Annotated in this window: 23 protein-coding genes and 1 pseudogene; 10 read left to right on the top strand and 14 right to left on the bottom strand. The window is 61.9% G+C overall.

Going from position 1 to position 22152, the window contains the following annotated elements; all coding sequences use genetic code 11:
* Positions 1–8: 8 nt before the first annotated feature.
* Entirely contained in the window at positions 9–2432 is a 2424-nt protein-coding gene (gene pheT, locus HFO99_RS09090; RefSeq protein WP_222360700.1) for a phenylalanine--tRNA ligase subunit beta, read from the top strand.
* Positions 2433–2486: 54 nt separating this feature from the next.
* On the opposite strand, the gene HFO99_RS09085 is transcribed toward pheT, so the two are convergent.
* The gene (locus HFO99_RS09085; RefSeq protein WP_017966590.1) at positions 2487–2846 is read right to left on the bottom strand and encodes a nuclear transport factor 2 family protein; all 360 of its coding nucleotides are present in this window, start codon (positions 2844–2846) and stop codon (positions 2487–2489) included.
* Positions 2847–2937: 91 nt separating this feature from the next.
* Positions 2938–3933, bottom strand: a complete 996-nt coding sequence (locus HFO99_RS09080) for an aldo/keto reductase (RefSeq protein ID WP_222360698.1) — start codon at positions 3931–3933, stop codon at positions 2938–2940.
* A gap of 123 nt (positions 3934–4056) precedes the next feature.
* Between HFO99_RS09080 and HFO99_RS09075 the strand changes: the two genes are divergently transcribed.
* Entirely contained in the window at positions 4057–4965 is a 909-nt protein-coding gene (locus HFO99_RS09075; protein ID WP_222360696.1) for a LysR family transcriptional regulator, read from the top strand.
* A gap of 45 nt (positions 4966–5010) precedes the next feature.
* Here the strand turns inward: HFO99_RS09075 and HFO99_RS09070 are convergent, their stop codons facing one another.
* On the bottom strand, positions 5011–5508 hold the full coding sequence (locus tag HFO99_RS09070) for a ferritin-like domain-containing protein (RefSeq protein ID WP_222332531.1): 498 nt from the start codon (positions 5506–5508) through the stop codon (positions 5011–5013).
* Positions 5509–5621: 113 nt separating this feature from the next.
* Between HFO99_RS09070 and HFO99_RS09065 the strand changes: the two are divergent.
* Positions 5622–6273, top strand: a pseudogene (locus HFO99_RS09065) (hypothetical protein).
* Here HFO99_RS09065 and HFO99_RS09060 read toward each other — a convergent pair.
* Positions 6263–6706 carry a GNAT family N-acetyltransferase gene (locus tag HFO99_RS09060; protein ID WP_222332529.1) on the bottom strand — a complete coding sequence of 148 codons (444 nt, stop codon included), beginning with the start codon at positions 6704–6706 and terminating at the stop codon, positions 6263–6265. The pseudogene HFO99_RS09065 and the gene HFO99_RS09060 overlap by 11 nt on opposite strands.
* 14 nt (positions 6707–6720) lie before the next feature.
* Positions 6721–7668: an aldo/keto reductase gene (locus HFO99_RS09055; protein ID WP_222360693.1), complete on the bottom strand. Its 948-nt coding sequence runs from the start codon at positions 7666–7668 to the stop codon at positions 6721–6723.
* 179 nt (positions 7669–7847) lie between these two features.
* On the opposite strand from HFO99_RS09055, the gene HFO99_RS09050 reads away from it, so the two are divergent.
* Positions 7848–8834: a Gfo/Idh/MocA family protein gene (locus HFO99_RS09050; RefSeq protein WP_222360691.1), complete on the top strand. Its 987-nt coding sequence runs from the start codon at positions 7848–7850 to the stop codon at positions 8832–8834.
* Between the two features lie 102 nt (positions 8835–8936).
* On the opposite strand, the gene HFO99_RS09045 is transcribed toward HFO99_RS09050, so the two are convergent.
* On the bottom strand, positions 8937–9314 hold the full coding sequence (locus HFO99_RS09045; protein WP_222360689.1) for a GtrA family protein: 378 nt from the start codon (positions 9312–9314) through the stop codon (positions 8937–8939).
* The gene (locus HFO99_RS09040) at positions 9311–10318 is read right to left on the bottom strand and encodes a glycosyltransferase (protein ID WP_222360687.1); all 1008 of its coding nucleotides are present in this window, start codon (positions 10316–10318) and stop codon (positions 9311–9313) included. The genes HFO99_RS09045 and HFO99_RS09040 overlap by 4 nt, the downstream gene beginning before the upstream one ends.
* A 159-nt stretch (positions 10319–10477) precedes the next feature.
* On the opposite strand from HFO99_RS09040, the gene HFO99_RS09035 reads away from it, so the two are divergent.
* The gene (locus tag HFO99_RS09035) at positions 10478–12325 is read left to right on the top strand and encodes a hypothetical protein (protein ID WP_222360685.1); all 1848 of its coding nucleotides are present in this window, start codon (positions 10478–10480) and stop codon (positions 12323–12325) included.
* A gap of 100 nt (positions 12326–12425) precedes the next feature.
* Here the strand turns inward: HFO99_RS09035 and HFO99_RS09030 are convergent, their stop codons facing one another.
* Positions 12426–12671 (bottom strand): hypothetical protein, encoded by a 246-nt coding sequence (locus tag HFO99_RS09030; protein ID WP_222248472.1) that lies wholly within the window; start codon positions 12669–12671, stop codon positions 12426–12428.
* A gap of 340 nt (positions 12672–13011) precedes the next feature.
* On the opposite strand from HFO99_RS09030, the gene xseA reads away from it, so the two are divergent.
* Together xseA and HFO99_RS09020 are read left to right on the top strand one after the other, a co-directional pair.
* The gene (xseA, locus tag HFO99_RS09025) at positions 13012–14592 is read left to right on the top strand and encodes an exodeoxyribonuclease VII large subunit (protein ID WP_222360682.1); all 1581 of its coding nucleotides are present in this window, start codon (positions 13012–13014) and stop codon (positions 14590–14592) included.
* A gap of 2 nt (positions 14593–14594) precedes the next feature.
* Positions 14595–15188, top strand: coding sequence for an NAD(P)H-dependent oxidoreductase (locus HFO99_RS09020; RefSeq protein ID WP_222360680.1), 594 nt, complete (start codon positions 14595–14597; stop codon positions 15186–15188).
* A gap of 3 nt (positions 15189–15191) precedes the next feature.
* On the opposite strand, the gene HFO99_RS09015 is transcribed toward HFO99_RS09020, so the two are convergent.
* Positions 15192–15692, bottom strand: a complete 501-nt coding sequence (locus HFO99_RS09015; protein WP_222360678.1) for a MarR family winged helix-turn-helix transcriptional regulator — start codon at positions 15690–15692, stop codon at positions 15192–15194.
* 81 nt (positions 15693–15773) lie between these two features.
* Between HFO99_RS09015 and HFO99_RS09010 the strand changes: the two genes are divergently transcribed.
* Complete coding sequence (locus HFO99_RS09010; RefSeq protein WP_222360676.1) at positions 15774–16685, top strand: EamA family transporter; 912 nt, start codon at positions 15774–15776, stop codon at positions 16683–16685.
* On the opposite strand, the gene HFO99_RS09005 is transcribed toward HFO99_RS09010, so the two are convergent.
* On the bottom strand, positions 16633–17886 hold the full coding sequence (locus tag HFO99_RS09005; RefSeq protein ID WP_222360674.1) for an aminopeptidase: 1254 nt from the start codon (positions 17884–17886) through the stop codon (positions 16633–16635). The genes HFO99_RS09010 and HFO99_RS09005 overlap by 53 nt on opposite strands.
* 127 nt (positions 17887–18013) lie before the next feature.
* Positions 18014–18697, bottom strand: a complete 684-nt coding sequence (locus tag HFO99_RS09000; protein ID WP_222360672.1) for a glutathione S-transferase family protein — start codon at positions 18695–18697, stop codon at positions 18014–18016.
* Positions 18698–18780: 83 nt separating this feature from the next.
* Here HFO99_RS09000 and HFO99_RS08995 point away from each other — a divergent pair, with 83 nt between their 5' ends.
* Positions 18781–19224, top strand: coding sequence for a MarR family winged helix-turn-helix transcriptional regulator (locus HFO99_RS08995; RefSeq protein ID WP_222360670.1), 444 nt, complete (start codon positions 18781–18783; stop codon positions 19222–19224).
* Between the two features lie 57 nt (positions 19225–19281).
* On the opposite strand, the gene ybaK is transcribed toward HFO99_RS08995, so the two are convergent.
* The 3 genes from ybaK to HFO99_RS08980 form a co-directional block, all read right to left on the bottom strand.
* Positions 19282–19755, bottom strand: coding sequence for a Cys-tRNA(Pro) deacylase (ybaK, locus tag HFO99_RS08990; protein ID WP_222248463.1), 474 nt, complete (start codon positions 19753–19755; stop codon positions 19282–19284).
* 32 nt (positions 19756–19787) lie between these two features.
* Positions 19788–20138, bottom strand: coding sequence for an ArsC family reductase (locus HFO99_RS08985; protein WP_222360668.1), 351 nt, complete (start codon positions 20136–20138; stop codon positions 19788–19790).
* A 121-nt stretch (positions 20139–20259) separates the two neighbouring features.
* Positions 20260–21321, bottom strand: coding sequence for a succinylglutamate desuccinylase/aspartoacylase family protein (locus tag HFO99_RS08980; protein WP_222360666.1), 1062 nt, complete (start codon positions 21319–21321; stop codon positions 20260–20262).
* A gap of 240 nt (positions 21322–21561) precedes the next feature.
* Here HFO99_RS08980 and HFO99_RS08975 point away from each other — a divergent pair, with 240 nt between their 5' ends.
* Entirely contained in the window at positions 21562–22125 is a 564-nt protein-coding gene (locus tag HFO99_RS08975) for a methylated-DNA--[protein]-cysteine S-methyltransferase (protein ID WP_222248460.1), read from the top strand.
* Positions 22126–22152: the final 27 nt, after the last annotated feature.

The following is a 22152-nucleotide window of genomic DNA, read 5'->3' as shown; positions in this document are numbered from 1 at the left end:
TTGGGACGATGAAATTCACGCTCTCCTGGCTGAAAGAGCATCTGGAAACGGATGCCGGCCTCGATGAAATTTGCACGCGCCTCACCGAGATTGGGCTGGAGGTCGAGGATGTCGACGACAAGGCGGCCTTCAAGCCCTTTGTTATCGCCAGGGTCGTCTCGGCCGAAAAACATCCGCAGGCCGATCGCCTGAAGGTGCTGATGGTCGATACCGGTTCCGGCGCGCCGGCCCAGGTCGTCTGCGGCGCCCCGAATGCGCGCGCCGGTCTTGTTGGCGCCTTCGCAGCGCCCGGAACCTATGTTCCCGGTATCGATGTGACGCTTGCCGTCGGCAATATCCGCGGCGTCGAAAGCCATGGCATGATGTGCTCCGAAAAGGAGCTGCAGATCTCCGACAGTCACGACGGCATTATCGACCTGCCGGACGACGCGCCGGTCGGCCAGAGTTATGCCGCCTATGCGCATCTCGATGATCCGGTCATCGAGATCAACCTGACACCCAACCGGCCGGACTGCACCTCGATCCACGGCATCGCCCGAGATCTCGCAGCCTCCGGCCTCGGCACGCTGAAGACGCGGCCCGCGCCGTCCTTCGCCGTCGAAGGCGAGACGCCGGTGAAGCTGACGCTCGATCTCGACGATCCGAAGCTCTGCCCGGGCTTTGCGCTGCGCCTCGTGCGCGGTGTCAGGAACGGCCCGAGCCCGCGCTGGATGCAGCAGCGGCTGATCGCCATCGGCCTGCGCCCCATCAATGCGCTTGTTGATGTCACCAATTACATGACCTTCGATCAGGGGCGGCCGATCCACGTCTTCGATGCCGCCAAGATCAACGGCAACCTGACAGTCCGCCGCGCCGTCGAGGGCGAGACGGTACTGGCGCTCGACCAGCGCGAATACAAGCTCTCGCCGAACAACGTCGTCATTGCCGATGAAAACGGCATCGAATCGATCGGCGGCATCATGGGCGGCGAACATTCCGGCTGCGACGAGAACACCGTCGACGTGCTAATCGAATCTGCCCTCTGGGACCCGATGAACATCGCCAAGTCAGGCCGCAGCCTGGGCATTATCACCGACGCCCGCTACCGCTTCGAACGCGGCGTCGATCCGGACTATATGGTCCCCGGTCTCGAACGCACGACGGAACTGGTGCTGGAACTTTGCGGCGGCAAGGCCGCCAAGCCCGAGGTCGTCGGCCACAAAGGTTACGAACCGAAGATCGTCGATTTCCCCTATTCGGAGGTCAAGCGCCTGACGGGCCTCGACGTCTCGAATGAGGAAAGCTGCACGATTCTAACGCGTCTTGGCTTCAAGGTCTCCGGTTCCGGCGAGCGCGTCTCCGTCGCCGTTCCCTCCTGGCGCCCCGATGTCGATGGCAAGGCCGATCTCGTCGAAGAGGTCATGCGCATTCACGGCGTCGACAATATCAAGCCGGCGCCGCTCGAAAGCCATGCGGCCGTCAACGCCAAGATCCTGACGACGCTGCAGATCCGCAGCCGCCTCGCTAAGCGGGCGCTCGCCGCGCGCGGCATGCTCGAAGCCGTCACCTGGTCCTTCATTCCGGAAGACCAGGCAATGCTCTTCGGCGGCGGTTCGCCCGCCCTCAAGCTTGCCAACCCGATCGCCGCCGAAATGTCGGATATGCGCCCGTCGCTTCTGCCGGGCCTGCTGACCGCAGCCCAGCGCAATGCCGACAAGGGTTATGGCGACGTCGCCCTCTTCGAGGTGTCCGGCACTTATGAGAACGATCGGCCGGACGGTCAGCGCCGCGTGGCCGGCGGCATTCGCCGCGGCACGGCCTCGCTTGCCGGCGCCGGTCGCGCCTGGTCGAATCCCGCCAAGGGCGGCGGCAAGCCGGTCGACGTCTTCGACGCCAAGGCCGATGCGCTCGCCGTCATCGAAGCCTGCGGCCTGCCGATGGGCAATATCCAGATCGAGCAGGGTGGACCGGAATGGTATCATCCCGGCCGCTCCGGCACGATCAAGATGGGGCCGAAAGTCGTGCTCGGCTATTTCGGCGAATTCCATCCGCTGACGCTGGAAGCGCTCGATGTCTCCGGCGCGCTCTCCGGCTTCGAGGTCTATGTCGATGCCATGCCGGAGGCCAAGCGCAAGGCGACGCGGACCAAGCCGGCGCTCGAGCTGTCGCCCTTCCAGGTGGTGCGGCGCGACTTCGCCTTCGTCGTCGACAAGGCAGTGGAAGCTGGCGCCATCGTCAAGGCTGCCACTGGCGCCGACCGCAAGCTGGTGACCGGCGTCAACGTCTTCGACATCTTCGAGGGCGCGTCGGTTGGCGACGGCAAGAAATCGGTGGCGATCGAGGTTCAGATCCAGCCGGTCGAGCGCACGCTGACGGATGAGGATTTCGAAGCGCTGACGCAGAAGATCGTCGCCAGCGTTGCGAAATTCACCGGCGGTGTCCTCAGAAGCTGAGCTTCACCCAACGTAGCCAGATAATGGACCGGTCGCGAATAGCGGCCGGTCTTTTCACAGATGCAGATGGTAGAGCTTACTGACGATCGTCCAGCGGCCGTCGATCTTCAGCAGCGAGAGATAATCAGTAAAGCGCATGCCGGCGAAATCGTCGGTGACCTTGACGCTCGCCGCATCGCCTTCGACATCGACGCTCTGGATGTCCATGTAGGGCTGCGTGCCGGGCGGCGCCGGCTCCTCCTGCAGGATCGCGGCGATGAATTCGTCCCGCGTCAGCCATTCGACCGCATTTTCGTAATGGCCGATGATCGAGCTTTTCGGATGAAAGGCCTTTTTCAAGGCTGCCTCATTGGCGAAGGCCATGCCTTCGACATAGAGATGAACCGTCTGTTCGACTGCCTGCCTGTCCGACATATTTTCATCCCGTTCTTCGAGATGGCGTTAAATAGTTTCGCCAGCCCCGAAGGCAAGCCCGGCCGGTTGCGCCGACCGGGCTTTTTCAGGTTCAGATGTTCGTCATCGCAAGCGAGGCATCCGAGTAACGTTTTCCAGCCACCTGCCCGGCCGGGATGACCTCTTCAAGCCTCGCGAGTTCCGCCCGGCTCAGCACGATATCGGCGGCAGCGGCGTTCTGTTCGAGATGATGAAGCTTGCGGGCGCCCGGTATCGGCACGATGTCATCGCCCTGGTTCAACACCCAGGCGAGCGCCAGCTGTGCTGCCGTAACGCCCTTCTCGGCGGCCAGCCGCTCGAGCGTCGCGACGAGGGCGGCATTGGCGTCGAAATTTTCCGCCTGGAAACGTGGCACCTGCCGGCGGAAATCGTCCGCGTCGAGATCCTCCGCCTTGCGGATCGCCCCGGTCAGGAAGCCACGGCCCAGCGGGCTGTAAGGCACGAAGCCGATGCCGAGTTCGCGGCAGGTGGCAAGCACCTCCTCTTCGGGATCGCGCGTCCAGAGCGAATATTCGCTCTGCAAGGCTGCGATCGGATGGACCGCATGCGCGCGACGAATGGTGGCGCTGCCGGCTTCCGAAAGCCCGAGGGCGCGGACTTTCCCTTCCTTCACCAGTTCCGCCATGACGCCGACCGTCTCTTCGATCGGCACGTTGGGATCGACCCGGTGCTGGTAGAAGAGGTCGATGGTCTCGATGCCGAGGCGTTTCAGCGAGGCTTCGGCCACGGCGCGCACATGCTCGGGGCGGCTGTCGACGCCGGTGATGGCGGCAGTACCCGGCTTGCTGGCATCGATCTTGAAGCCGAATTTGGTGGCGATCACCACGCGGTCGCGGAACGCCTTCAGCGCTTTGCCGAGAAGAACCTCGTTGGTAAAGGGACCGTAGACTTCGGCGGTGTCGAAGAAGGTTACGCCGAGATTGATGGCGCGATGCAGCGTCCTGATTGATTCCGCATCGTCGCTGGCGCCATAGGCAAAGCTCATGCCCATGCAGCCAAGGCCGACGGCAGAGACGGTCAATTCGTTTCCGAGTTTCCTGGTTTTCATCACGTGCTCCTTTGAGCTGATTTTGAACCGCTCGATCGGTTGCGGTACGGGCAAATCATATTGCCGCTACATCAATCAGAAAATACATGCAGTTTCTAACAGGTTGTTCTATTATTTCGATCAATGAACAGAACACAGCTTTCGCAACTCGCCGTTCTCGCCGCCGTCTCGGAGCATCGCAGCTTCCGGGCGGCGGCGAAGGAACTCCTCGTCGCGCCCTCGGCCATCAGCCATGCGATATCGAGCCTCGAGGAAAGTCTGGGGGTGCGGCTTCTGGCGCGCACCACCCGCAGCGTCGCGCCGACGGAAGAGGGCCGCCTGCTGCTTGAAAGACTTCGTCCCGCACTCGAGGAGATCGATATTGCCTTGGAGGCCGTCCGCGATACGCGCGCCAAGCCGGCCGGAAACCTGCGCATCACCGCGCCGCGCTTCGCCTCCGATCTGCTGCTTGCTCCGCGGCTCGGCGACTTTCTCAACCTCTATCCCGATATCACGCTGGAAATCGCCAATGAGGATGGCTTCACCGATATCGTCAAGGAGGGTTTCGATGCCGGTATCCGGCTGGAGGAGAGCCTGGAGGCCGATATGATCGCGGTCAGAGTCTCGCCCGATCTGACGACGGTGATCGCCGCTTCGCCCGAATATTTCGAGCACCATCCGAAGCCGGAGCATCCGGGCGATCTCGTCCATCATCGCTGCATCAAGCGGCGCTTCACCAACGGCTCGATCTATCGCTGGGAATTCGAAAAGGACGGGCAGGAACTTGTCGTTTCGGTCGACGGGCCGCTTGTTGTCAGCGAGGATCGGCTGGCCCTGCTCGCAGCACTGAACGGTGCCGGCCTTGCCTATCTCTTCGACATGCGGGTCGATGCCGAACTGGCGAGCGGCAAGCTTGTGCGGGTGCTGGAGGATTGGTGCGCGCCCTATGCCGGGCCGTTTCTCTATTATCCCACCCGGCGACAGATGCGGCCGGCGCTACGCGCCTTCATCGACTTCTTCAGATACAGCGGGCAGGATAAGGGCGGCCGGTAAGGAATGGAAACCGGGCCGCCCGTACTTACTAGGGCGCCTTATGCATCAGGCAGCCTTTGCCTTCTGGTTTGCCGCCGTGGTGGCGAGCTGGGAGAGGATCTTGTCGGTCGCCGTTTCCTCCTGCAGCGTCTGGTCGAGCAGGCTGACGGCATCCTTGAGGCCGAGGGTCGCGGCCCAGGTCTTCAGCGTGCCGTAACGGGCGATTTCATAATGCTCGACGGATTGGGCGGCAGAAATCAGGCCGGCATCGAGAGCCGCCGTGCCCTTGAATTCCTCCATGATTTCCTCGCCCTCGGCGATGATGCCCTGGATCGCCTCGCAGGTCTTGCCCTGCGCGCGTTTGCCCATCAGTTCGAATACCTGCTGCAGGCGTTCGACATGTCCTTCGGTCTGCTCACGGTGTTTTTCGAAGCCCTTCTTCAGTTCTGAGGATTGGGCGGCCCGCGCCATCTTCGGCAGGGCGCGCAATATCTGCCGTTCGGCGAAGTAGATGTCCTTCAGCGTGTCATAGAAGAGATCTTCCAACGTCTTTTCCTTGGCCATTTTCTCGATCCTTGTTCTGGGGAAAACCGCGAATGCGGCGACACATTAAGAAGCGAAGATCGCGCTAATTGTTCCCGATCGATTTCGGGTGGACTGGAAATCGGTGCCGGGCGATGATTCCTGCCGTCGATGTGAGGGGGTAAAGTCATGCGAAAGCCCGGTTCGATGAAAGGTCTGGAGGATCTTGGCCGTGTGCGGCTGTCGCCAAACTTCTTCCTCCGCGATTTCCTGCATTCCGAAATCGCCGATTTCTACCGCATTCCCAATATCCCCGAAGATCCCGATCTGGCGATCGAGGCGGGCAAGAGGCTCTGCGAGGAATTGTTGGAGCCGCTGGAGGCAACGTTCGGTCGCCTGCATATCCGATCCGGCTATCGTTCGCCCGCGGTCAACAGGTTCGGCAACGAGAACAATCTGAACTGTTCGACCAATGCGTCCACATCAGCGCATCACATCTGGGATATGAGGGACTTTGACGGCTGCATGGGTGCTGCCGTCTGCATTGCCGTGCCGTGGATGGTCGACCATTACCACGATGAAAGCGACTGGCAGCGGCTCGCCTGGTGGATTCACGACCACCTGCCTTATGCCTCGCTCTGCTTCTTTCCCAAGCTCTGGGCCTTCAATATCCAGTGGCACGAACGGCCGAAGCGGGTGATCCAGAGTTATGTCAGCCCGCGCGGCATCCTCACCAAACCCGGCATGGCCAATTGGGCAGGCGATCACACTGCCTTTTACGAGGGATTTCCTACGCTCAGAAGGTGATGCGATAGCGGATATGGCCGTCGCTCTCGACATAGCTGTCATAGAGCGCCCGCGCGGTTCTGTTCTGCTCGCTCGTATGCCAATAGAGCCGCGACCAGCCCCTGGCTTTGCAGGTCGAAACGAGATCGTCCATCAGTGCCCGCCCGACGCCCTTGCCGCGCGCATCGGCATCGACGAACAGGTCTTCGAGATAGCAGTCCCTGCCGCGGATCCACGTGCCCTCATGCGTGAGATAGAGCGCAAAGCCCATGATCCGGCCGTCGACCTCGGCGACGCGCATCGAAATCGCCGAATCCGGATCGAAGACCCGGCGCCATGTGGAATCGGTGATATCGGCATCGACCGTGACGTCGTAAAAGGCGAGATAGGCCGCCCAAAGTTCGCGCCACCGGGCTTCGTCCTCGGGGCGGGCATCACGTATCGTCACGGTCATGGCATCTCTTTCTTTCAGGCGCCGGCTTGGTCGAGCAGCGCCATCGCGTCATCGGAAAGCGCAAGTGTCGCCGATTTCGCCAGGCTTTCAAGCTGCGAAAGGCTGGTTGCACTGGCGATCGGCGCCGTCACACCCTTCTTGCGCAGCAGCCAGGCGAGCGAAATTTCCGCAGGCTTGGCACCGGTCTCGGCCGAAACCTTGTCGAGTGCGGCCAGGATGCGCAGGCCTTTGTCGTCGAGATATTTCGAAACCCGGCCCTCGCGTGCGCGGCCTTCCGTATCGGCCTTGTTGCGGTATTTGCCGGTGAGGAAGCCGGCGGCAAGGCTGAAATAGGTGATGACGCCGATGTCTTCTTCGACGCAGAGATCGGCAAGCGGCCCCTCGAAGCTCGAACGTTCATAGAGATTATATTCCGGCTGCAACACATCGTACCGCGGCAAGCCGGCCTTTTCGGCAGCGTCGAAGGAAGCCTGAAGCAGTGTCGCATCATAGTTCGAGCAGCCGATCGCGCGGATCTTGCCCTGCTGCTTCAGCTTGGCAAAGGCGCCGAGCGTTTCCTCATGCGGCGTATCTTCATCCGGCCAGTGCGAGAGATAGAGGTCGATATAATCGGTCTGCAGCCGGCGCAGCGAATCCTCGACCGCCTTCAGGACATAGGTTTGCTTCAGCGTCTTTCCCTGTCCCATGTCGGAGCCGACTTTGGTGAAAATGACGGCCTTGTCGCGGGAGATCTTTGCCTGGCTTAGCCAGCGCCCGATGATCTCTTCGGAATCGCCGACCTTGTTGCCCGGAACCCAGGCGGAATAGACATCAGCCGTATCGATCGTGTTCAGGCCCGCGTCGAAGAAGGCATCGAGAATGGCGAAGGATGTTTTTTCGTCGGCCGTCCAGCCGAAGACATTGCCGCCGATGACGATCGGCGCGACCGATAGACCTGTTTTTCCAAGCCGGCGCATTTCCATGACGCTCTCCAGAAGTGTGAAGCAATTGAAATCGCGGATACGGCAGAGCGCCGCCCCGACCAACTTAGTGCGATCCGCGCATCCGGGAAGGCAAACTTCCGTGATTTCAGGCCGCGCCATTGCGCCGCAGCTAAGGCCTGAATATGGTTCGCGGAAATCAGTTTCGGGAGACTTGGATCATGCTGCGTTTCGGTATCATTTCAACGGCGAAGATCGGCCGCGACAATGTCGTTCCGGCGATCCAGGATGCGGAGAATTGCGTCGTCACGGCGATTGCCAGTCGTGATCTCACGCGTGCAAGGGAGATGGCCGACCGTTTCTCGGTGCCGCATGCCTTCGGCTCCTACGAGGAGATGCTGGCTTCCGACCTCATCGACGCCGTCTACATCCCGCTGCCGACCTCGCAGCATATCGAATGGTCGATCAAGGCGGCAGATGCCGGCAAGCACGTGCTCTGCGAAAAGCCGTTGGCGCTCAAGGCCAGTGATATCGACGATCTGATCGCCGCCCGCGACCGCAACCGTGTGGTGGTCACCGAAGCCTATATGATCACCTATTCTCCGGTCTGGCAGAAGGTGCGCTCGTTGATCGACGAGGGCGCCATCGGTTCGCTCCGGCATGTGCAGGGCGCCTTCACCTATTTCAACCGCGACCCCGCCAACATGCGCAACGTCCCCGAGCTCGGCGGCGGCGGCCTTCCCGATATCGGCGTCTATCCCGTCATGGGCACGCGTTTTTCCACCGGCAAGGAGCCGCTCTGGATCCAGGCGATCACCGAGCGCGATGCGGATTTCGGCACGGATATCTATTCGAGCGTCAAGGCCGACTTCGGCGATTTCGAGCTGAGTTTCTATATCTCGACGCAGATGGCCAACCGTCAGGTCATGGTTTTTCACGGCACCGAAGGTTACATCGAGCTCAAGTCGCCGTTCAACGCCAATCGCTGGGGACCTGAGGAGATCGAGCTTGCCAACCGCAGCCACGCTGAATCGCGCATCTTCCGCTTCCAGGACAGCCGCCAGTACAAGCGGCAGGTCGAGGCCTTCGCCCGGGCGGTGAAGAACGGCAAGGAAGAGATCGTCACCCTCGAAAATTCGAAGCTGAACCAGAAGGTGATCGATGCGATCTACCGGGCCAGCGAGAAGGACGGCTGGAAAGCAGTTTAGCGCATAACCCCTAAATCGGAATCGATTTTCGGAAAGGATTATGCGCCACTTCAGAGGATTAGAGCGTCCTTAGCGCGTCCTATTGGACGCGCGGCGCTCTAATCACTCGGCGCGGAAGACAAAGCGCGAATAGCCGAAGAAGCTGAAGATCATCGAGGCGACGCTGGCGATCACCATGGCCGCCAGCGGCTGAAGCGCCGGCAGCGACAGCAGCAGCGCGGAATAGAGCCCGTAATTGACCAGCGCTGCCGTCACCCCGACCGAACCGTAGCGGAAACCTTCGGCGGCAAGCGAACGGCCGGAGCGATCGAAGGTGAAGCTCCGATTGAAAGCCCAGGTCGCCGCCATGGCGAAGGCGATCGCGATGAGCCGCGCCAGAAACGGCCCGAGCGGCGTCAGATGGAGCAGCGCCGACAGGATGCCGGCATCGACGAGGAAGCCGATGCCGCCGGCAATGGCGAAGCGGATGAGCTTTCTCATGCCGCATCCGCCTTGCCGGGACGCGCGCGCGATACCGGCCCTGCGTTGTTGAGCGGCGCCTTCAACGCGCTCGGCCTCTCCAGGCCCATATAGTGGATACGGAGCTGTTCGGCGCGGGCGCGCGCAACGGAATCCAGGATGACGCCGGCGGTGAACAGCATGAAGGAGATCATCATCAGCGCCGTCGACAGCACCCAGGTCGGCATGCGGCTGACGAGACCCGTCTCGAAATATTCCGCCAGCACTGGCGCCATGAAGCCGAGGCTCGCCAGCATGAAGGTGGCGCTGATCGCGCTGAAAAAGGCGAAGGGCCGGGTTTCCTTCATCAGCATCGCGAACATCCAGAGGATCTTGGCGCCGTCACGGAACGTCGAAAGCTTGGAGTGCGAGCCTTCCGGCCGGCGGCCGTAGTCGAGCTCCAGCTCGCTGACCGGCAGCTTCAGCCGCGAGGCATGCACCGACATTTCGGTTTCGATCTCGAAGCCGCCCGATACCGCCGGGAAGCTCTTGACGAAGCGGCGCGAAAACGCGCGGTAACCGGAAAAGATATCGGTGAAATCGGGGCCGAAGATCATCCGGTAAAGCAGGTTGAAAAGCCGGTTGCCGAGCGCATGGCCCTGACGGCCGGCATCGGCGTGCACGCCGCGCCTCGTGCCGACGACCATGTCGGCGCGCTCGGTCAGCAGCGTGCGCACCAGTTCCTCGGCATCCTCGGGCGCATAGGTGCCGTCGCCGTCGGCGATGATGTAGATGTCGGCGTCGATATCGGCAAACATGCGGCGCACGACATGGCCCTTGCCCTGGCGCCGCTCGCGCATGACATGCGCGCCGGCAAGCATTGCCTGCAGCGCGGTGCCGTCGGTGGAATTATTGTCGTAGACATGGATCGCAGCATCGGGCAGCGTCGCCCGGAAACCCTGCACGACAGGGCCGATCGTCGCCGCTTCATTATAGCAGGGAAGCAGGACGGCAATATTCAGATTGTCGGTACGCGATCGGGCCATGACTCTACTCGTTACACTGAAAGCCGCGCTCAGCCTAAATCACGCGCCGTTAATAAGACCCTATGACGCAGGCAAAATCAGCGCTGCCACAAACGGCTTTACACTTTCTTGATCGGCGCCGGTTAAACTTCGCTACCTGGAAACGAACCGCTAACCACAATGAACGCTGTGCAGCCGATCACCCATGCATCCTCCGCGATCGACGCTCCCAGAAGCGGGCTGCGCGACCTGCTGGCGCGTCTCTGGCCTGTTGTCATCGCCTATAGCGTCATCCTTGCCGCCGCCATCCTCATCACCAAGCTTTCCGGTGCCACCGATTACGTCGGCCCCGACAATGACGACGGAATGCGTCTCGTCGAGGTTCGCGATTTTCTGGCCGGGCAGGGCTGGTTCGATCTGATGCAATACCGTCTCGGCCTCGACGGCGGCACGCTGATGCACTGGTCGCGGCTGATCGATCTGCCGATCGCCTCGCTGATCTGGTTCTTCGGCCTGTTTGTACCCCATGAGACGGCCGAGGCGCTGGCGCTCGGCGTCTGGCCGGTATCGCTCATCCTGCCTGCCATGCTCGCCATGGCGGTTGCCGGTCGGCGCATTGGCGGCGTTGCCGCCATGCATATCAGTCTCGGCTTGACCGGTCTTGCGATCTACACCGGAAACCGTTTCGCGCCGGGCGCCATCGATCATCACAATGCACAGCTGGCGTTGGTCGCGACGATGATCGCGATGCTGCTGGATCCCGAGCGTCGCGCTTGGAGCTATGCGGTTGCCGGCATCGCGGCAGCCATCGCCATCGCCATCGGCGCCGAGACGACACCTTTCGTCGCCGCCGTCTGCCTGACCATTGCCCTGCTCTGGGCATGGGAGGGCGAAGATTTCGCTGCCGCCGCGAAGGCCTTCGGGCTGGCGCTGGCGATTGCGATCAGCATCCTCTTCTTCGCAACAGTGCCGCCCCGGCTTTATTCGATGGTCACCTGCGACAATCTCTCGCTCGGCTATTACAGCCTGGCGGCGATCGGCGGCGGGCTGCTGTTGTTTTCGGCGGTTTTCGCGAGCCGCCAGCGCCGGCCCTTGCGCTTTGCCGCGCTCGCTGTCGTCGGCGCCGGCGTTCTCGGTTCGGCGGTGGTGATCGCACCGCAATGCCTGAGCGATCCGCTGGCCGGTCTCGATCCGATGCTGGTCGAACTCTGGCTGAGGAATGTTTCGGAAGCGCAGTCGGTTTTCGTTCTCGGGCGCACCGATCCCTTCTCGATCGGTGGCTTCTATGCGGCCGGCCTGTTCGGTATCGCCGTCTGCATCTTCCGCGTCATCAAGCGTGACCGCGTGCAGATCCACCTGATCCTGCTCTTCCTGCTGATGACGAGCTGGGCAATCGCACTGGTCCAGGTGCGCGGTTCCACCTTCTCGAACCTGATCTCGATCCTGCCGCTTGCCCTGCTGATCATCGATATCAAGCGCATCTCCAACCGCGACAACGAGAATGTCGCCGCCGCCTTCGTTTATATCGTGACCGTGCTCGCCAGTGCTCCGGCCGCCTGGGCCGTCGGTGGCGGGTTTATCTCGCTGCAGATGGAGAATACTGCCCAGAAGACGTCGCCGAAGCCGGCAAAGGAAATTTCCTGCACATCGCAAGCGGCGCTGGCGCCGCTCGCCGGGCTTTCGGCCGGACTGGTCTCGGCGCCGTCGGAAATGGGCGTGCCGATCCTCCGCTTCACCAAGAACCGGGTTCTCTCCGCGCCCTATCATCGCAATCAAGGCGGTATGCTGACGGAACTGCATATCGGCATGGCCAAGCCGCAGGAGGCGGAAGCCTTCCTGAAGGGGACTGGCGTGATGGTGCTTGCCTTCTGCCCCGGCGACCTGCAGACGCGTGAAATCGCCAAGCTGAAGCCGGACGGGCTCTATGCTGAGCTCGGCAAAGGCAATATCCCGCCCTATTTGGAACCGCTTCCGAAGGCGGCGGATGTGGGCGTGCAGTTCTTTCGCTATCGGCCGGCGACGAATTGACGCCGGCAATCTTCAGATGGGATAAAGCATGTCGCGACAACGACATGCGTAAAAACAAAGCAATCGCGGGAAGCAAATCTGAAAGATCGCGACGCGCTTGTCAGTGCGAAACGCGCGTGGCGCGACGAAGGCGCTGATTGGCATAGAGCCCGATCACGAAAAGCATAAGGCCGCCATTATAGCCGAGCACGGCATAGACGAATGCCAGAATGGACACCGGGCCGGGCGAGGTTATCGCCGCCAGCGCGAATGTCATTCCGATCAGCGCCGCCACCAGCGCGATCACGCCTGCTGAACGCATCTGCCCGGCGCTGACGCCCAATGCTGCTGCTGTGAGAAAAATCATTTCAGCACCTTCCCAGAGATAACGAGGGGAAGCATAAGAAGCGCCAACTAACAAAGATTTACCGGCGGTCCTCGCCGAAAAGCCTTTATATTGCGGTGGTTAGCAATCCCTTTCGGGTAAAACGCATATTCTAACTATCGGTTCCGCAACCAAACATATTTACTCGATTTTGTTGTTTATTCGCGTAGCTGCAACGAGTGCATGTGCAGGATGCCAGGAGGGAGCGCGCTCAACGCAAGGCTACAAACCCCTCGATCGACCTATCTCAATGACCGGGAAAACCGATCCCAATGCCAGTGCCGATCTTTCCGTTTGCCGCGGTTGGACATAGAAAGAGGGGATGAGCAACGTCTTCGACGGCGATTCGCCGACCAACCTCGCCGAATATTCTGTTTCGGAACTTTCCGGCTCGATCAAGCGCACCGTCGAAACCGCTTTCGACCAGGTTCGCGTGCGCGGCGAAATATCAGGCTATCGCGGGCCGCACTCCTCGGGCCACGCATATTTCGCGCTGAAGGACGATCGCGCCCGCATCGACGCCGTCATCTGGAAGGGCACCTTCTCGCGGCTGAAGTTCCGTCCGGAAGAGGGCATGGAAGTCATCGCCACCGGCAAGGTCACCACCTTTCCGGGCTCTTCGAAATATCAGATCGTCATCGAGACGCTGGAGCCGGCCGGCGCCGGCGCGCTGATGGCGCTGATCGAGGAGCGCAAACGCAAGCTCGGCGCCGAGGGCTTGTTCGATCCCGCCCGCAAGAAGCGGCTGCCCTTCATGCCCAGCGTGATCGGCGTCGTCACCTCGCCGACCGGCGCCGTGATCCGCGATATTCTTCACCGCATCTCTGATCGTTTTCCGGTGCATGTCCTCGTCTGGCCGGTGAAGGTGCAGGGCGAGGGGTCCGGCGAGGAGGTGGCAAACGCCATCCGCGGCTTCAACGCGCTGGAACCTTCAGGCGCCATCCCGCGCCCGGATGTGCTGATCGTCGCGCGCGGCGGCGGCAGCCTTGAAGATCTCTGGAGCTTCAACGACGAAATCGTCGTGCGTGCCGCCGCCGAAAGCGAAATACCGCTGATCTCGGCCGTCGGGCACGAAACCGACTGGACGCTGATCGACTATGCCGCCGATGTCCGTGCGCCAACGCCGACCGGGGCCGCGGAAATGGCGGTCCCCGTCAAGGCGGAACTCGAGGCGCAGGCCGCCATTGTTGCCGCGCGCCTGCAGGGCTGCATGAACCGGCAGATGGATCAGCGCCGCCAGTCGGTGCGTGCTCTGATGCGGGCATTACCGTCGCTCGATCAGCTTCTCGCCTTGCCGCGCCGCCGTTTCGACGAGGCGGCAGCCGGCCTCGGCCGCGGGCTTGAGCTCAACACCATCAACAAGCGCCGCGGCTTCGAGCGCGCCGCTGCGCATCTGCGCCCCGATCTCCTCGCCGGCCGCATCGCCGAGCGCCGCCAGACGCTGAATGAGCGTATGGTCCGGGCCGAGCGCATGGTCGAGCGGCTGATCGACCGCTCGAAATCGCGCGTCGACCGCGCCGAAACCATCCTCGCCTCACTGCCGGCCAGGCTGAAGATCCAGACCGACCGCGGTCGCGAACGCCTTGGCAATCTTTCTCGCCATGCCGATACGGCGGTCCGCCACCAGCTGACCCGCGCGCGTGCCGAGCTTTCCGCGCAGGACCGCGTGTTGCAGTCGCTCTCCTATAAGAATGTGCTGAAGCGCGGTTACGCCGTCATTCGCGATGAGGATAACAGGCCGGTCTCACAGGCTGCTCAACTCTCCGCCGGCATGGGCATCGCCATCGAATTCGCCGACGGCCGTGTCGGCGCCATGACCACGGAAGGCGGCACACCGCCGGCCGGTGTCAGGAAGCGCAACCCGAAACCCGCCGAACCACCGAAGCAGGGAAGCCTGTTCTGACGATGCGAATCCTGCTGGTGCTTGCCCATCCGTTGGAGGACAGTTTCGCCGCTGCCGTGGCGCACACGGCCCGCGAAGCGCTGGAGGCCTCCGGCCATGTTGTCGATCTGCTCGATCTCTATGCCGAGAATTTCGATCCACGCCTTTCGAAGGCTGAGCGCGGCGGCTATTTCGACCAGCCCTATGACACCTCGGCCGTAGCCGATATCGTTGCCCGCCTGAATGCTGCCGATGGCCTCATTCTCGTCTTTCCGCAATGGTGGTTCAATTTCCCCGCCATTCTCAAGGGCTTTTTTGACCGCATCTTCGCCCCCGGGGTCGCCTTCAGCCATGATGCCGCCGGCGGCCGTATCGTGCCGCAGCTGACCCATATCAGGCTGCTCTATGCGCTGACGACGACAGGCTCGCCCTGGTGGCTGGTGCGTCTCTACATGGGCGATCCAGTGCGCCGGCTCTTGAAGCGCGGCATCGCTGCCTTCTGCTCGAAGCGGCTGAATTTCAAAATGCTTAGCCTGCACGACATGGACCGGGCCACCGATGCAAAGCGCAGGGCGCATCTCGATCGCGTGCGCAAGCTGCTATCGGCAATTCGATAGGCGCTATTCGAAGTCAGCTAGAAACTTGCGCAGCAGCCTGTCGAGTTCCGCCTTGTCGGCGGCGCTCAGATTTTGCGACAGCCGGTGTTGATTGGCGACATGCGCATCGACGGCGGTCTCCACCGTCGCAAGCCCTTTTTCCGTCAGCGCGATGAGCACGCTCCTGCGATCCTCCGGATTGAGGATACGTTCTACGTAGCCCGCCTTCTCCAGTTGGTCGATGCGGTTCGTCATCGTGCCGGAGCTGACCATGGTCATCTCCAGAAGCTCCCCCGGCGACAGCCGGTGGGGGGAGCCTGCGCGGCGCAGCGTCGCCAGCACGTCGAATGCGGAGGACGAAAGCCCCTGCTGCATGAGCACGGCCTCCACCTCGCGGCCAAGATGGGTGCTCAGGCGTTTTAGCCGTCCGAGGATGCCCATCGGTTCGACGTCGAGGTCCGGCCGTTCGCGCCGCCATTGCGCCAGGATCTTGTCGACATGGTCCAACTTGCGATCTTCGCTCATGCTCCATCGATATCATTCATTATCTTGACGTCAAGATAATAAGGTGTAGGATGAATTTATCTTGAAATAGAGATTCTTGATATGAAGACAAATTCACGCTATGTCGCCGATCTTATGGCAACCGCGCTCGCACCCGCCATCTGGGGGAGCACCTATATCGTCACCACCGCTTTCCTGCCGGCCGGATATCCGCTGACGGTTGCGATGCTGCGCGCCCTGCCGGCTGGCCTGCTGCTTCTCTTCCTGGTCAGAAAGCTGCCTTTCGGCATCTGGTGGGGAAGGGCTTTCGTTCTCGGCGCGCTGAACTTCTCGTTCTTCTGGGCGATGCTCTTCGTCTCGGCCTACAGGCTGCCGGGCGGCGTTGCCGCAACGGTGGGCGCCGTGCAGCCGCTGATCGTCATCGCTTTGTCGCGGCTTTTTCTCGGCAACCCGATCCGGCCGCTTGCCGTGCTCGCCGGTCTCGTCGGCATGGCCGGCGTCGGACTGCTGGTGCTGACGCCGAAGGCGGGGCTCGATCCGATAGGTGTCGCTGCCGGTTTCGCCGGCGCAGTCTCGATGGCCTTCGGCACGGTGCTGACGCGTCGCTGGGCGCCGCCGGTTTCAAACCTCACCTTCACCGCCTGGCAACTGACGGCGGGCGGCATGCTGCTGGTGCCCTTTGCCTTTTTCCTGGAACCGGCGCTGCCGATGCCGACTGCCGCAAACATTGCCGGCATTGCCTATCTCGGGCTGATCGGCGCAGCCTTTACCTATCTGCTCTGGTTCCGCGGCCTGTCGCGCATCGAGCCCTCGGCGGTTGCCTCGCTCGGCTTTTTGAGCCCGCTGGTTGCGACCCTGCTCGGCTTGCTGGCGCTCGGCCAGAGCCTGACGCCGGTGCAGATCGGCGGTTTCGCTATGGTGCTTGCCAGCGTCTGGCTCTGTCAGCGCACGACGCCGCCGCTCAGGCCCATTCGCCCTGCCGCATCACCGGAACCCGTGAACCATCCGGCTTGATGCCGTCGATATCGACCTTATCGGAGCCGATCATCCAGTCGATATGGATCAGGCTGGAATTTCCGCCCTGTGCCTTGATCTGCTCCTGGCTCAGTGTCGCACCATCGAGGAAACATTTGGAATAGCACTGACCGAGCGCGATGTGGCACGAGGCGTTTTCGTCGAACAGCGTGTTGTAGAACAGGATGCCGCTGGCCGAGATCGGCGAGGAATGCGGCACGAGCGCCACTTCGCCGAGCCGGCGGGCGCCCTCGTCGGTATCGAGCACCTTGTTCAAGACCTCTTCGCCGCGCGAGGCCTTAGCCTCGACAATACGCCCGCCCTCGAAGTGCACCTGGATATTGTCGATCAGCGTGCCCTGGTGGGAAAGCGGCTTGGTGCTCGAAACATGGCCCTCGACGCGTAGCGCATGCGGCGTGGTGAACACTTCCTCGGTCGGGATATTCGGATTGCAGGTAATGCCGTTCTTGGCAGTGGAAGCGCCGCCATGCCATTCATGCCCGTCGGCAAGGCCGATAGTCAGGTCGGTGCCCGGTCCCTGGAAATGCAGCGAGGCGAAACGCTCGCCGTTCAGCCAGGCGCTGCGCTTGGCAAGATTAGCATTGTGCTCGGCCCAGGCGGCGACCGGATCGTGCAAATCCACGCGCGAGGCGGCAAAGATCGCTTTGGCGAGCTTGGCGATCGCAATCGGTTCCGGATCGTCGGGGAAGACCACCTTGGCCCAGGAGGGGTTCGGGTAGGAGACGATGTTCCAGTTGATGTCGAAATTCGAGATCTTCTCCAGCGCCGGCTTGTAGGCGGTCGAGTTGGCGCGATTGGCGCGGCCGACCTTGCCGGCATCCTGCTCGGAGAGCAGCATTGGGTTGTCGCCGGCGACCGCGAGACGGGCAGCCCCATTGGCATAGGCCTTGGCCATGCCCTCGTAGAGCCAGCTGGAGGCGCGGTCGAAACCCTCGTCGCTGCCATATTGATAGCGCGCCAGCGTCGTTTCCTCGTCGGAATAGAAGGCGGAGACCAGCCCGGCGCCGGCCAGATAGGCATGTTTGGTGATCAGGCGGACGAGCGGCAGCGCCACGACAGGCGCGGTAATCACCAGGTCCTGACCCTTTTGCAGCTGCAGCCCGACTTTGACGGCGACTTCCGCAAGCTTTTCCAGCTTGACGGGATCAACGGTGTTCTGGCTCTGGGGCATGAAAGTCATCGTTCAACCTGCCTTCTGTCATCGACGGTGGGAGGCTGGAAGACTTAGACCCGTTTGCGGCGAAAATGAAGCGCGCCGCTGCCGAATTGCAAGCGGCCGGATTATATGTCCGGCCGCTGGCGGGGCTTTAAGCTGCGGCAGGCAGCCTGAGCAGGACCGAGTTATGTTTTTCGAGGAATTCCATCAGCCGCTGCGGGTAGTCTTCGCCAACGGCGGCCTTGACGCTTGCCCGCTCGGAGAGCGCCTTGCGCCAACGCTTTACACGCTCAAGCCCTTCGAAGATGTCGCTGTCGCCGAGCGTGTCGAAGAGATCGAAATACCGAAAGACCGGTGCAAAGACAGCGTCGACGAGGCTGAAGTCGTTGCCGGCGAAATACGGCCCATCCGTCAGCACGGTCTCGAGCGTCGCGAATTTGGAGATGAGCGCCGTGCGCTTGGCGTCCAGCTGGTCCGCAACCTGCGCCGTCTCATAGCCCCAGAGATCGGAAAGCACGGACGAACCGAATTCCATCCAGCCGCGATGGCGGGCACGCGCCAGCGCATCTTTCGGATGCAGCGCCACACCTGGCTGCGTTTCCTCCAGATATTCGCAGATGACGCTGCTTTCGAACAGCACCGCCTCGCTGCCATCCTCCTCCTCGATCCGCAGCAGCGGCACCTTGCCGAGCGGCGAGATCTTCAGGAACCAGTCGGGCTTGTTGGCAAGATCAATATTGATGCGCTCGAAGGGCACGCCCTTTTCGAGCAGTGCGATCGCGGCGCGCTGCACATAGGGGCAGAGATGATGGCTGACGAGGGTAAGCTTGCTCATGGCGCTCTCCTTGGCAATGAGGATAGATGTAAATGCATCTAATATCGCTTGCAGCGAAATTCAAGATAGATGTACTTGCATTTATGTCTGAAAAATCGTCGAAGCCGAGCGAAGCGGTCACCACTGCCTGGACGAGCATCATGCGCGCCCGCGAGCGGCTGCTCGCTGCCATCGAAGCCGACCTGAAGGCGGCCGGCATGCCGCCGCTCGCCTGGTACGACGTGCTGTGGGAATTGGCGCGCTCGCAAGACGGCAAGCTACGCCCCTACGAGATCGAAGCGCGGACATTGCTGGCCCAGTATAATCTTTCCCGGCTGATCGATCGGTTGGAAAAAGAGGGCTTGGTCCGGCGCGAGGCCTTCACTGAAGACGGGCGCGGCCGCTGGGTGGTGATCACAGATGCCGGCCGAAAGCTTCGTGAGCGCATATGGACCGTCTATGCCAGATCGATCGAGACCCATATCGGCTGCAAGCTTGCCGAAAACGAGGCCAAGGCGATCGCCGGCCTGCTCGACCGCTTCCTCTAGATTCAACAGCATGATGTCGTCCGAAAACCGCTCACGCTTTTCGGTATCATGCTCCGATCAGGCAATCAGCGGCACGGCGACAGCCTTCAGCGCCTTCAACGCATCCTTTGGATCGAGCCGCACCTGCAGCCCGCGCTGGCCGCCATTGATATAGACGAGCGGTTCGCCGAGCGCGGCTTCCTCGATCGCCGTCGGCACGGTCTTCTTCTGGCCGAAAGGGCTGATGCCGCCGACATGATAGCCCGTCAGCCGTTCGGCATCGGCAGGCTTCATCATGCTGGCCGATTTGCCGTGAAAGGCGCTCGCCAGCTTCTTCATGCTGACCTCGCGATCCGACGGCACGACGACGCAGACTGGTTTGCCGTCCACCTCCGCCATCAGCGTCTTCAGCACTCGATGCGGCGGCTCGCCGAGCGCTTCGGCCGCCTGCAGTCCGACGCGCTCGGCATTGGGGTCGTAGTCATAGGTATGGACCGTGAAGGCGATGCCTGCCTGTGAAAGAACCTGTGTCGCGCGCGTGGTCTTGGACATCTCTTTCCCTCGTGAGTTCACTCGGCCGCCTGTCAGTTTCCGAATGCACCGGCGTAAGTCTCCGGCTTGAAGCCGACCAGCAGCTTGCCCTTCGCCTCCAGCACCGGCCGCTTGATCATCGACGGTTGGTCGAGCATCAGGGCGATCGCTTTCTCCCGGGTCAGGTTCTCTCGCTCCGCATCGGGCAATTTGCGGAAGGTGGTGCCGGCGCGATTGAGCACGGTGTCGAGGCCGGCCTGGTCGATCCAGGCTTCGAGATGGGCGCGGTCGACCCCCATTTCCTTGTAGTCGTGAAACTCATAGGCGACGCGGTGTTCTTCCAGCCAGCTGCGCGCCTTCTTCATCGTGTCACAATTCTTGATGCCATAGATGGTGACGGCCATGCCCGATCGATCTCCCCGTGATGACAGCGAGATAACATGCACGAGGGCCGGCGCAAACGCCGTGCGACGTTTTATCCCCCGAGCGCGTCGACGATCAAGGCAGACAAAGCCGGCCTGCGGCTCAATTCTCCAGCGCGCCTGCCTTGCGCGAAGCCTTGCTGGGTTCGTCGCAGGCGATCTTCATCAGGTCGCCGCGCCGTCTCACCAGCCGGTCGGATGTTCGTGTCAGGATCAGCCCATCCTGCGGCGCGGTGAGCTCGATGCTGCCGCCCGGCTGCCCTGGCCGGGTAACGATCGTCACTAGGCGGTCGCCTTCCGCAATCCTCTCGCCGATATTGCGATGAAAGAGCACGGCACCGCCTTCCGGAGCGCGGATGATCTCGACATTGTCGAGCGGCACGGCCGGACCGGAAAATGCCGTTGCCGCCGGTTTTTCGTCACTGACGATCCCCCGTGCCGCAAGGAAGCGCCAGAGCCCGTCAGCATCCTTTTTCGCCAATACCGGATCGACGTCGCGCTTGCCGCGCAGCTCGACGGTGACGGAAAGTCTGCCGGGCAGCTCGAATAGGCGTTCGCCGGGACCTTCATATTTCCATGCAAAGCCGACGGCCTCCTCGAAGGCCGAGCTTTCGCCATCCGAAAGCAGCACGGCCTCCATGTCGAGTGCAGCGGCAAGATCGGCCGCCTCCGGCCAGAAGGCCTCGTCGATATAGGCATATTGCAGCGATTCATCGTCGCAATGCAGGTCGAGCACGAGATCGGCGCCGAGCGCCAAATGCAGCAGCTGTCGCTTCAATCTGTCGGTAGCCGGATAATCATCGAGGTCTTCGATCAGCGTCTGGCGATCGGCAAGGGAGATCCGCGGAAAGTCCCGGTTGAAATTGGTGCGTGAGCCCAAGTCGAAACGGCCCTGCAATTCGCCGAAATGCGATTGCGCCGCACCAATCGGATTGGCCTGCGGCACGATGGTGATGTCGCCGGCGATCCCGCCTTGGCTTTCCGCCTGCCGCAGCCTCTCACAGAGGAAATGCAGCAGCACCGTTCCCGGAAGCTCGCCGGCATGCAATGCCGCCTGGATATAGATCTTCGGTGCCTTCGGATCGCCGCCCGTAAAGCGCAGCACCGGCAGCCGCCACTCCGTTCCCGGCGTATCGCCAGGAATGATGATTTCCGAAACGTCCATGCTGTCCTCGTTTCCCGTTCGCAACCACGCCCGATAAGCGCTGCGAGCTATATGAGTGAAAAGCAGGCAAGCGCAAGCGCCGTCGCGGACATCGTTGCCTCAGCTGAGTAGCATCGAGCATTCGATGATCTGCGCTCGATTTTCCGAGAATACTGTGGAAGGCCGGCGCGCAAGAAACGGGTTGAAACAGCGCCCGTCTCATACGATTTTGAGGGCAATCGAAAACGCGGAGGCTGTGTCATGACTGAGACAACGCACCACTATCTCATCTTCGAAACCGCGGGTGGTTTCTGCGGCATCGCCTGGAGCGACGCCGGCATCACCCGCTTTCAACTGCCGACCAAATCAGCGGAAGCGACCGAACGGCTGCTGCTGCGCCGCCTGTTGGATGCCGAACCCGGCGCGCCGACGCCGGCTGTGCTGGAGACGGTCGCTGCGGTGAAGCGCTACTTCCAGGGCGAGGAAACGGACTTTTCCGGCGTCGAACTCGATCTTGCCGGCCAGGATGCCTTCTTCCGCGATATTTATGCGGCGGCAAGGCGTGTCGGCTGGGGCCACACGACGACTTATGGCGCGCTGGCGAAGGAACTCGGCGGCGGGCCGGAAGCCGCCCGCGACGTTGGTCAGGCGATGGCGAAGAACCCGGTCGCTCTGATCATCCCCTGCCATCGGGTGCTCGCGGCCGGCGGCAAGATCGGCGGCTTTTCCGCGCCCGGCGGCTCGTCATCGAAGGCCCGGATGCTGGAGCTCGAAGGCGTCAACCTCGCCCCACCGCCGCCTGCCCAGCAGTCGTTGGGGTTTTAGGCGGCGGCGGCTTTTTCGTTTTCCGCA

This window comes from Rhizobium leguminosarum, assembly GCF_019798305.1.
Classification (GTDB): domain Bacteria; phylum Pseudomonadota; class Alphaproteobacteria; order Rhizobiales; family Rhizobiaceae; genus Rhizobium; species Rhizobium leguminosarum_U.
Note: the sequence above shows the minus strand (reverse complement) of the source record. Positions and strands in the feature narration are given on the sequence as shown.

Bases quoted from the DNA above. Each gene is read 5' to 3' on its own strand.
- HFO99_RS09070 (WP_222332531.1), bottom strand. From the start codon at position 5,508: ATGGCCAAGGAAAAGACGTTGGAAGATCTCTTCTATGACACGCTGAAG.
- HFO99_RS09035 (WP_222360685.1), top strand. From the start codon at position 10,478: ATGAACGCTGTGCAGCCGATCACCCATGCATCCTCCGCGATCGACGCT.
- HFO99_RS09015 (WP_222360678.1), bottom strand. From the start codon at position 15,692: ATGAGCGAAGATCGCAAGTTGGACCATGTCGACAAGATCCTGGCGCAA.
- HFO99_RS09030 (WP_222248472.1), bottom strand. From the start codon at position 12,671: ATGATTTTTCTCACAGCAGCAGCATTGGGCGTCAGCGCCGGGCAGATG.
- HFO99_RS09005 (WP_222360674.1), bottom strand. From the start codon at position 17,886: ATGACTTTCATGCCCCAGAGCCAGAACACCGTTGATCCCGTCAAGCTG.
- HFO99_RS09060 (WP_222332529.1), bottom strand. From the start codon at position 6,706: ATGACCGTGACGATACGTGATGCCCGCCCCGAGGACGAAGCCCGGTGG.
- HFO99_RS08995 (WP_222360670.1), top strand. From the start codon at position 18,781: ATGTCTGAAAAATCGTCGAAGCCGAGCGAAGCGGTCACCACTGCCTGG.
- HFO99_RS09055 (WP_222360693.1), bottom strand. From the start codon at position 7,668: ATGGAAATGCGCCGGCTTGGAAAAACAGGTCTATCGGTCGCGCCGATC.
- HFO99_RS09085 (WP_017966590.1), bottom strand. From the start codon at position 2,846: ATGTCGGACAGGCAGGCAGTCGAACAGACGGTTCATCTCTATGTCGAA.
- HFO99_RS09000 (WP_222360672.1), bottom strand. From the start codon at position 18,697: ATGAGCAAGCTTACCCTCGTCAGCCATCATCTCTGCCCCTATGTGCAG.
- HFO99_RS09040 (WP_222360687.1), bottom strand. From the start codon at position 10,318: ATGGCCCGATCGCGTACCGACAATCTGAATATTGCCGTCCTGCTTCCC.
- HFO99_RS08975 (WP_222248460.1), top strand. From the start codon at position 21,562: ATGACTGAGACAACGCACCACTATCTCATCTTCGAAACCGCGGGTGGT.
- HFO99_RS08980 (WP_222360666.1), bottom strand. From the start codon at position 21,321: ATGGACGTTTCGGAAATCATCATTCCTGGCGATACGCCGGGAACGGAG.
- HFO99_RS09020 (WP_222360680.1), top strand. From the start codon at position 14,595: ATGCGAATCCTGCTGGTGCTTGCCCATCCGTTGGAGGACAGTTTCGCC.
- HFO99_RS09050 (WP_222360691.1), top strand. From the start codon at position 7,848: ATGCTGCGTTTCGGTATCATTTCAACGGCGAAGATCGGCCGCGACAAT.
- HFO99_RS09075 (WP_222360696.1), top strand. From the start codon at position 4,057: ATGAACAGAACACAGCTTTCGCAACTCGCCGTTCTCGCCGCCGTCTCG.
- HFO99_RS08985 (WP_222360668.1), bottom strand. From the start codon at position 20,138: ATGGCCGTCACCATCTATGGCATCAAGAATTGTGACACGATGAAGAAG.
- HFO99_RS09010 (WP_222360676.1), top strand. From the start codon at position 15,774: ATGAAGACAAATTCACGCTATGTCGCCGATCTTATGGCAACCGCGCTC.
- HFO99_RS09045 (WP_222360689.1), bottom strand. From the start codon at position 9,314: ATGAGAAAGCTCATCCGCTTCGCCATTGCCGGCGGCATCGGCTTCCTC.
- xseA (WP_222360682.1), top strand. From the start codon at position 13,012: ATGAGCAACGTCTTCGACGGCGATTCGCCGACCAACCTCGCCGAATAT.
- pheT (WP_222360700.1), top strand. From the start codon at position 9: ATGAAATTCACGCTCTCCTGGCTGAAAGAGCATCTGGAAACGGATGCC.
- HFO99_RS09080 (WP_222360698.1), bottom strand. From the start codon at position 3,933: ATGAAAACCAGGAAACTCGGAAACGAATTGACCGTCTCTGCCGTCGGC.
- ybaK (WP_222248463.1), bottom strand. From the start codon at position 19,755: ATGTCCAAGACCACGCGCGCGACACAGGTTCTTTCACAGGCAGGCATC.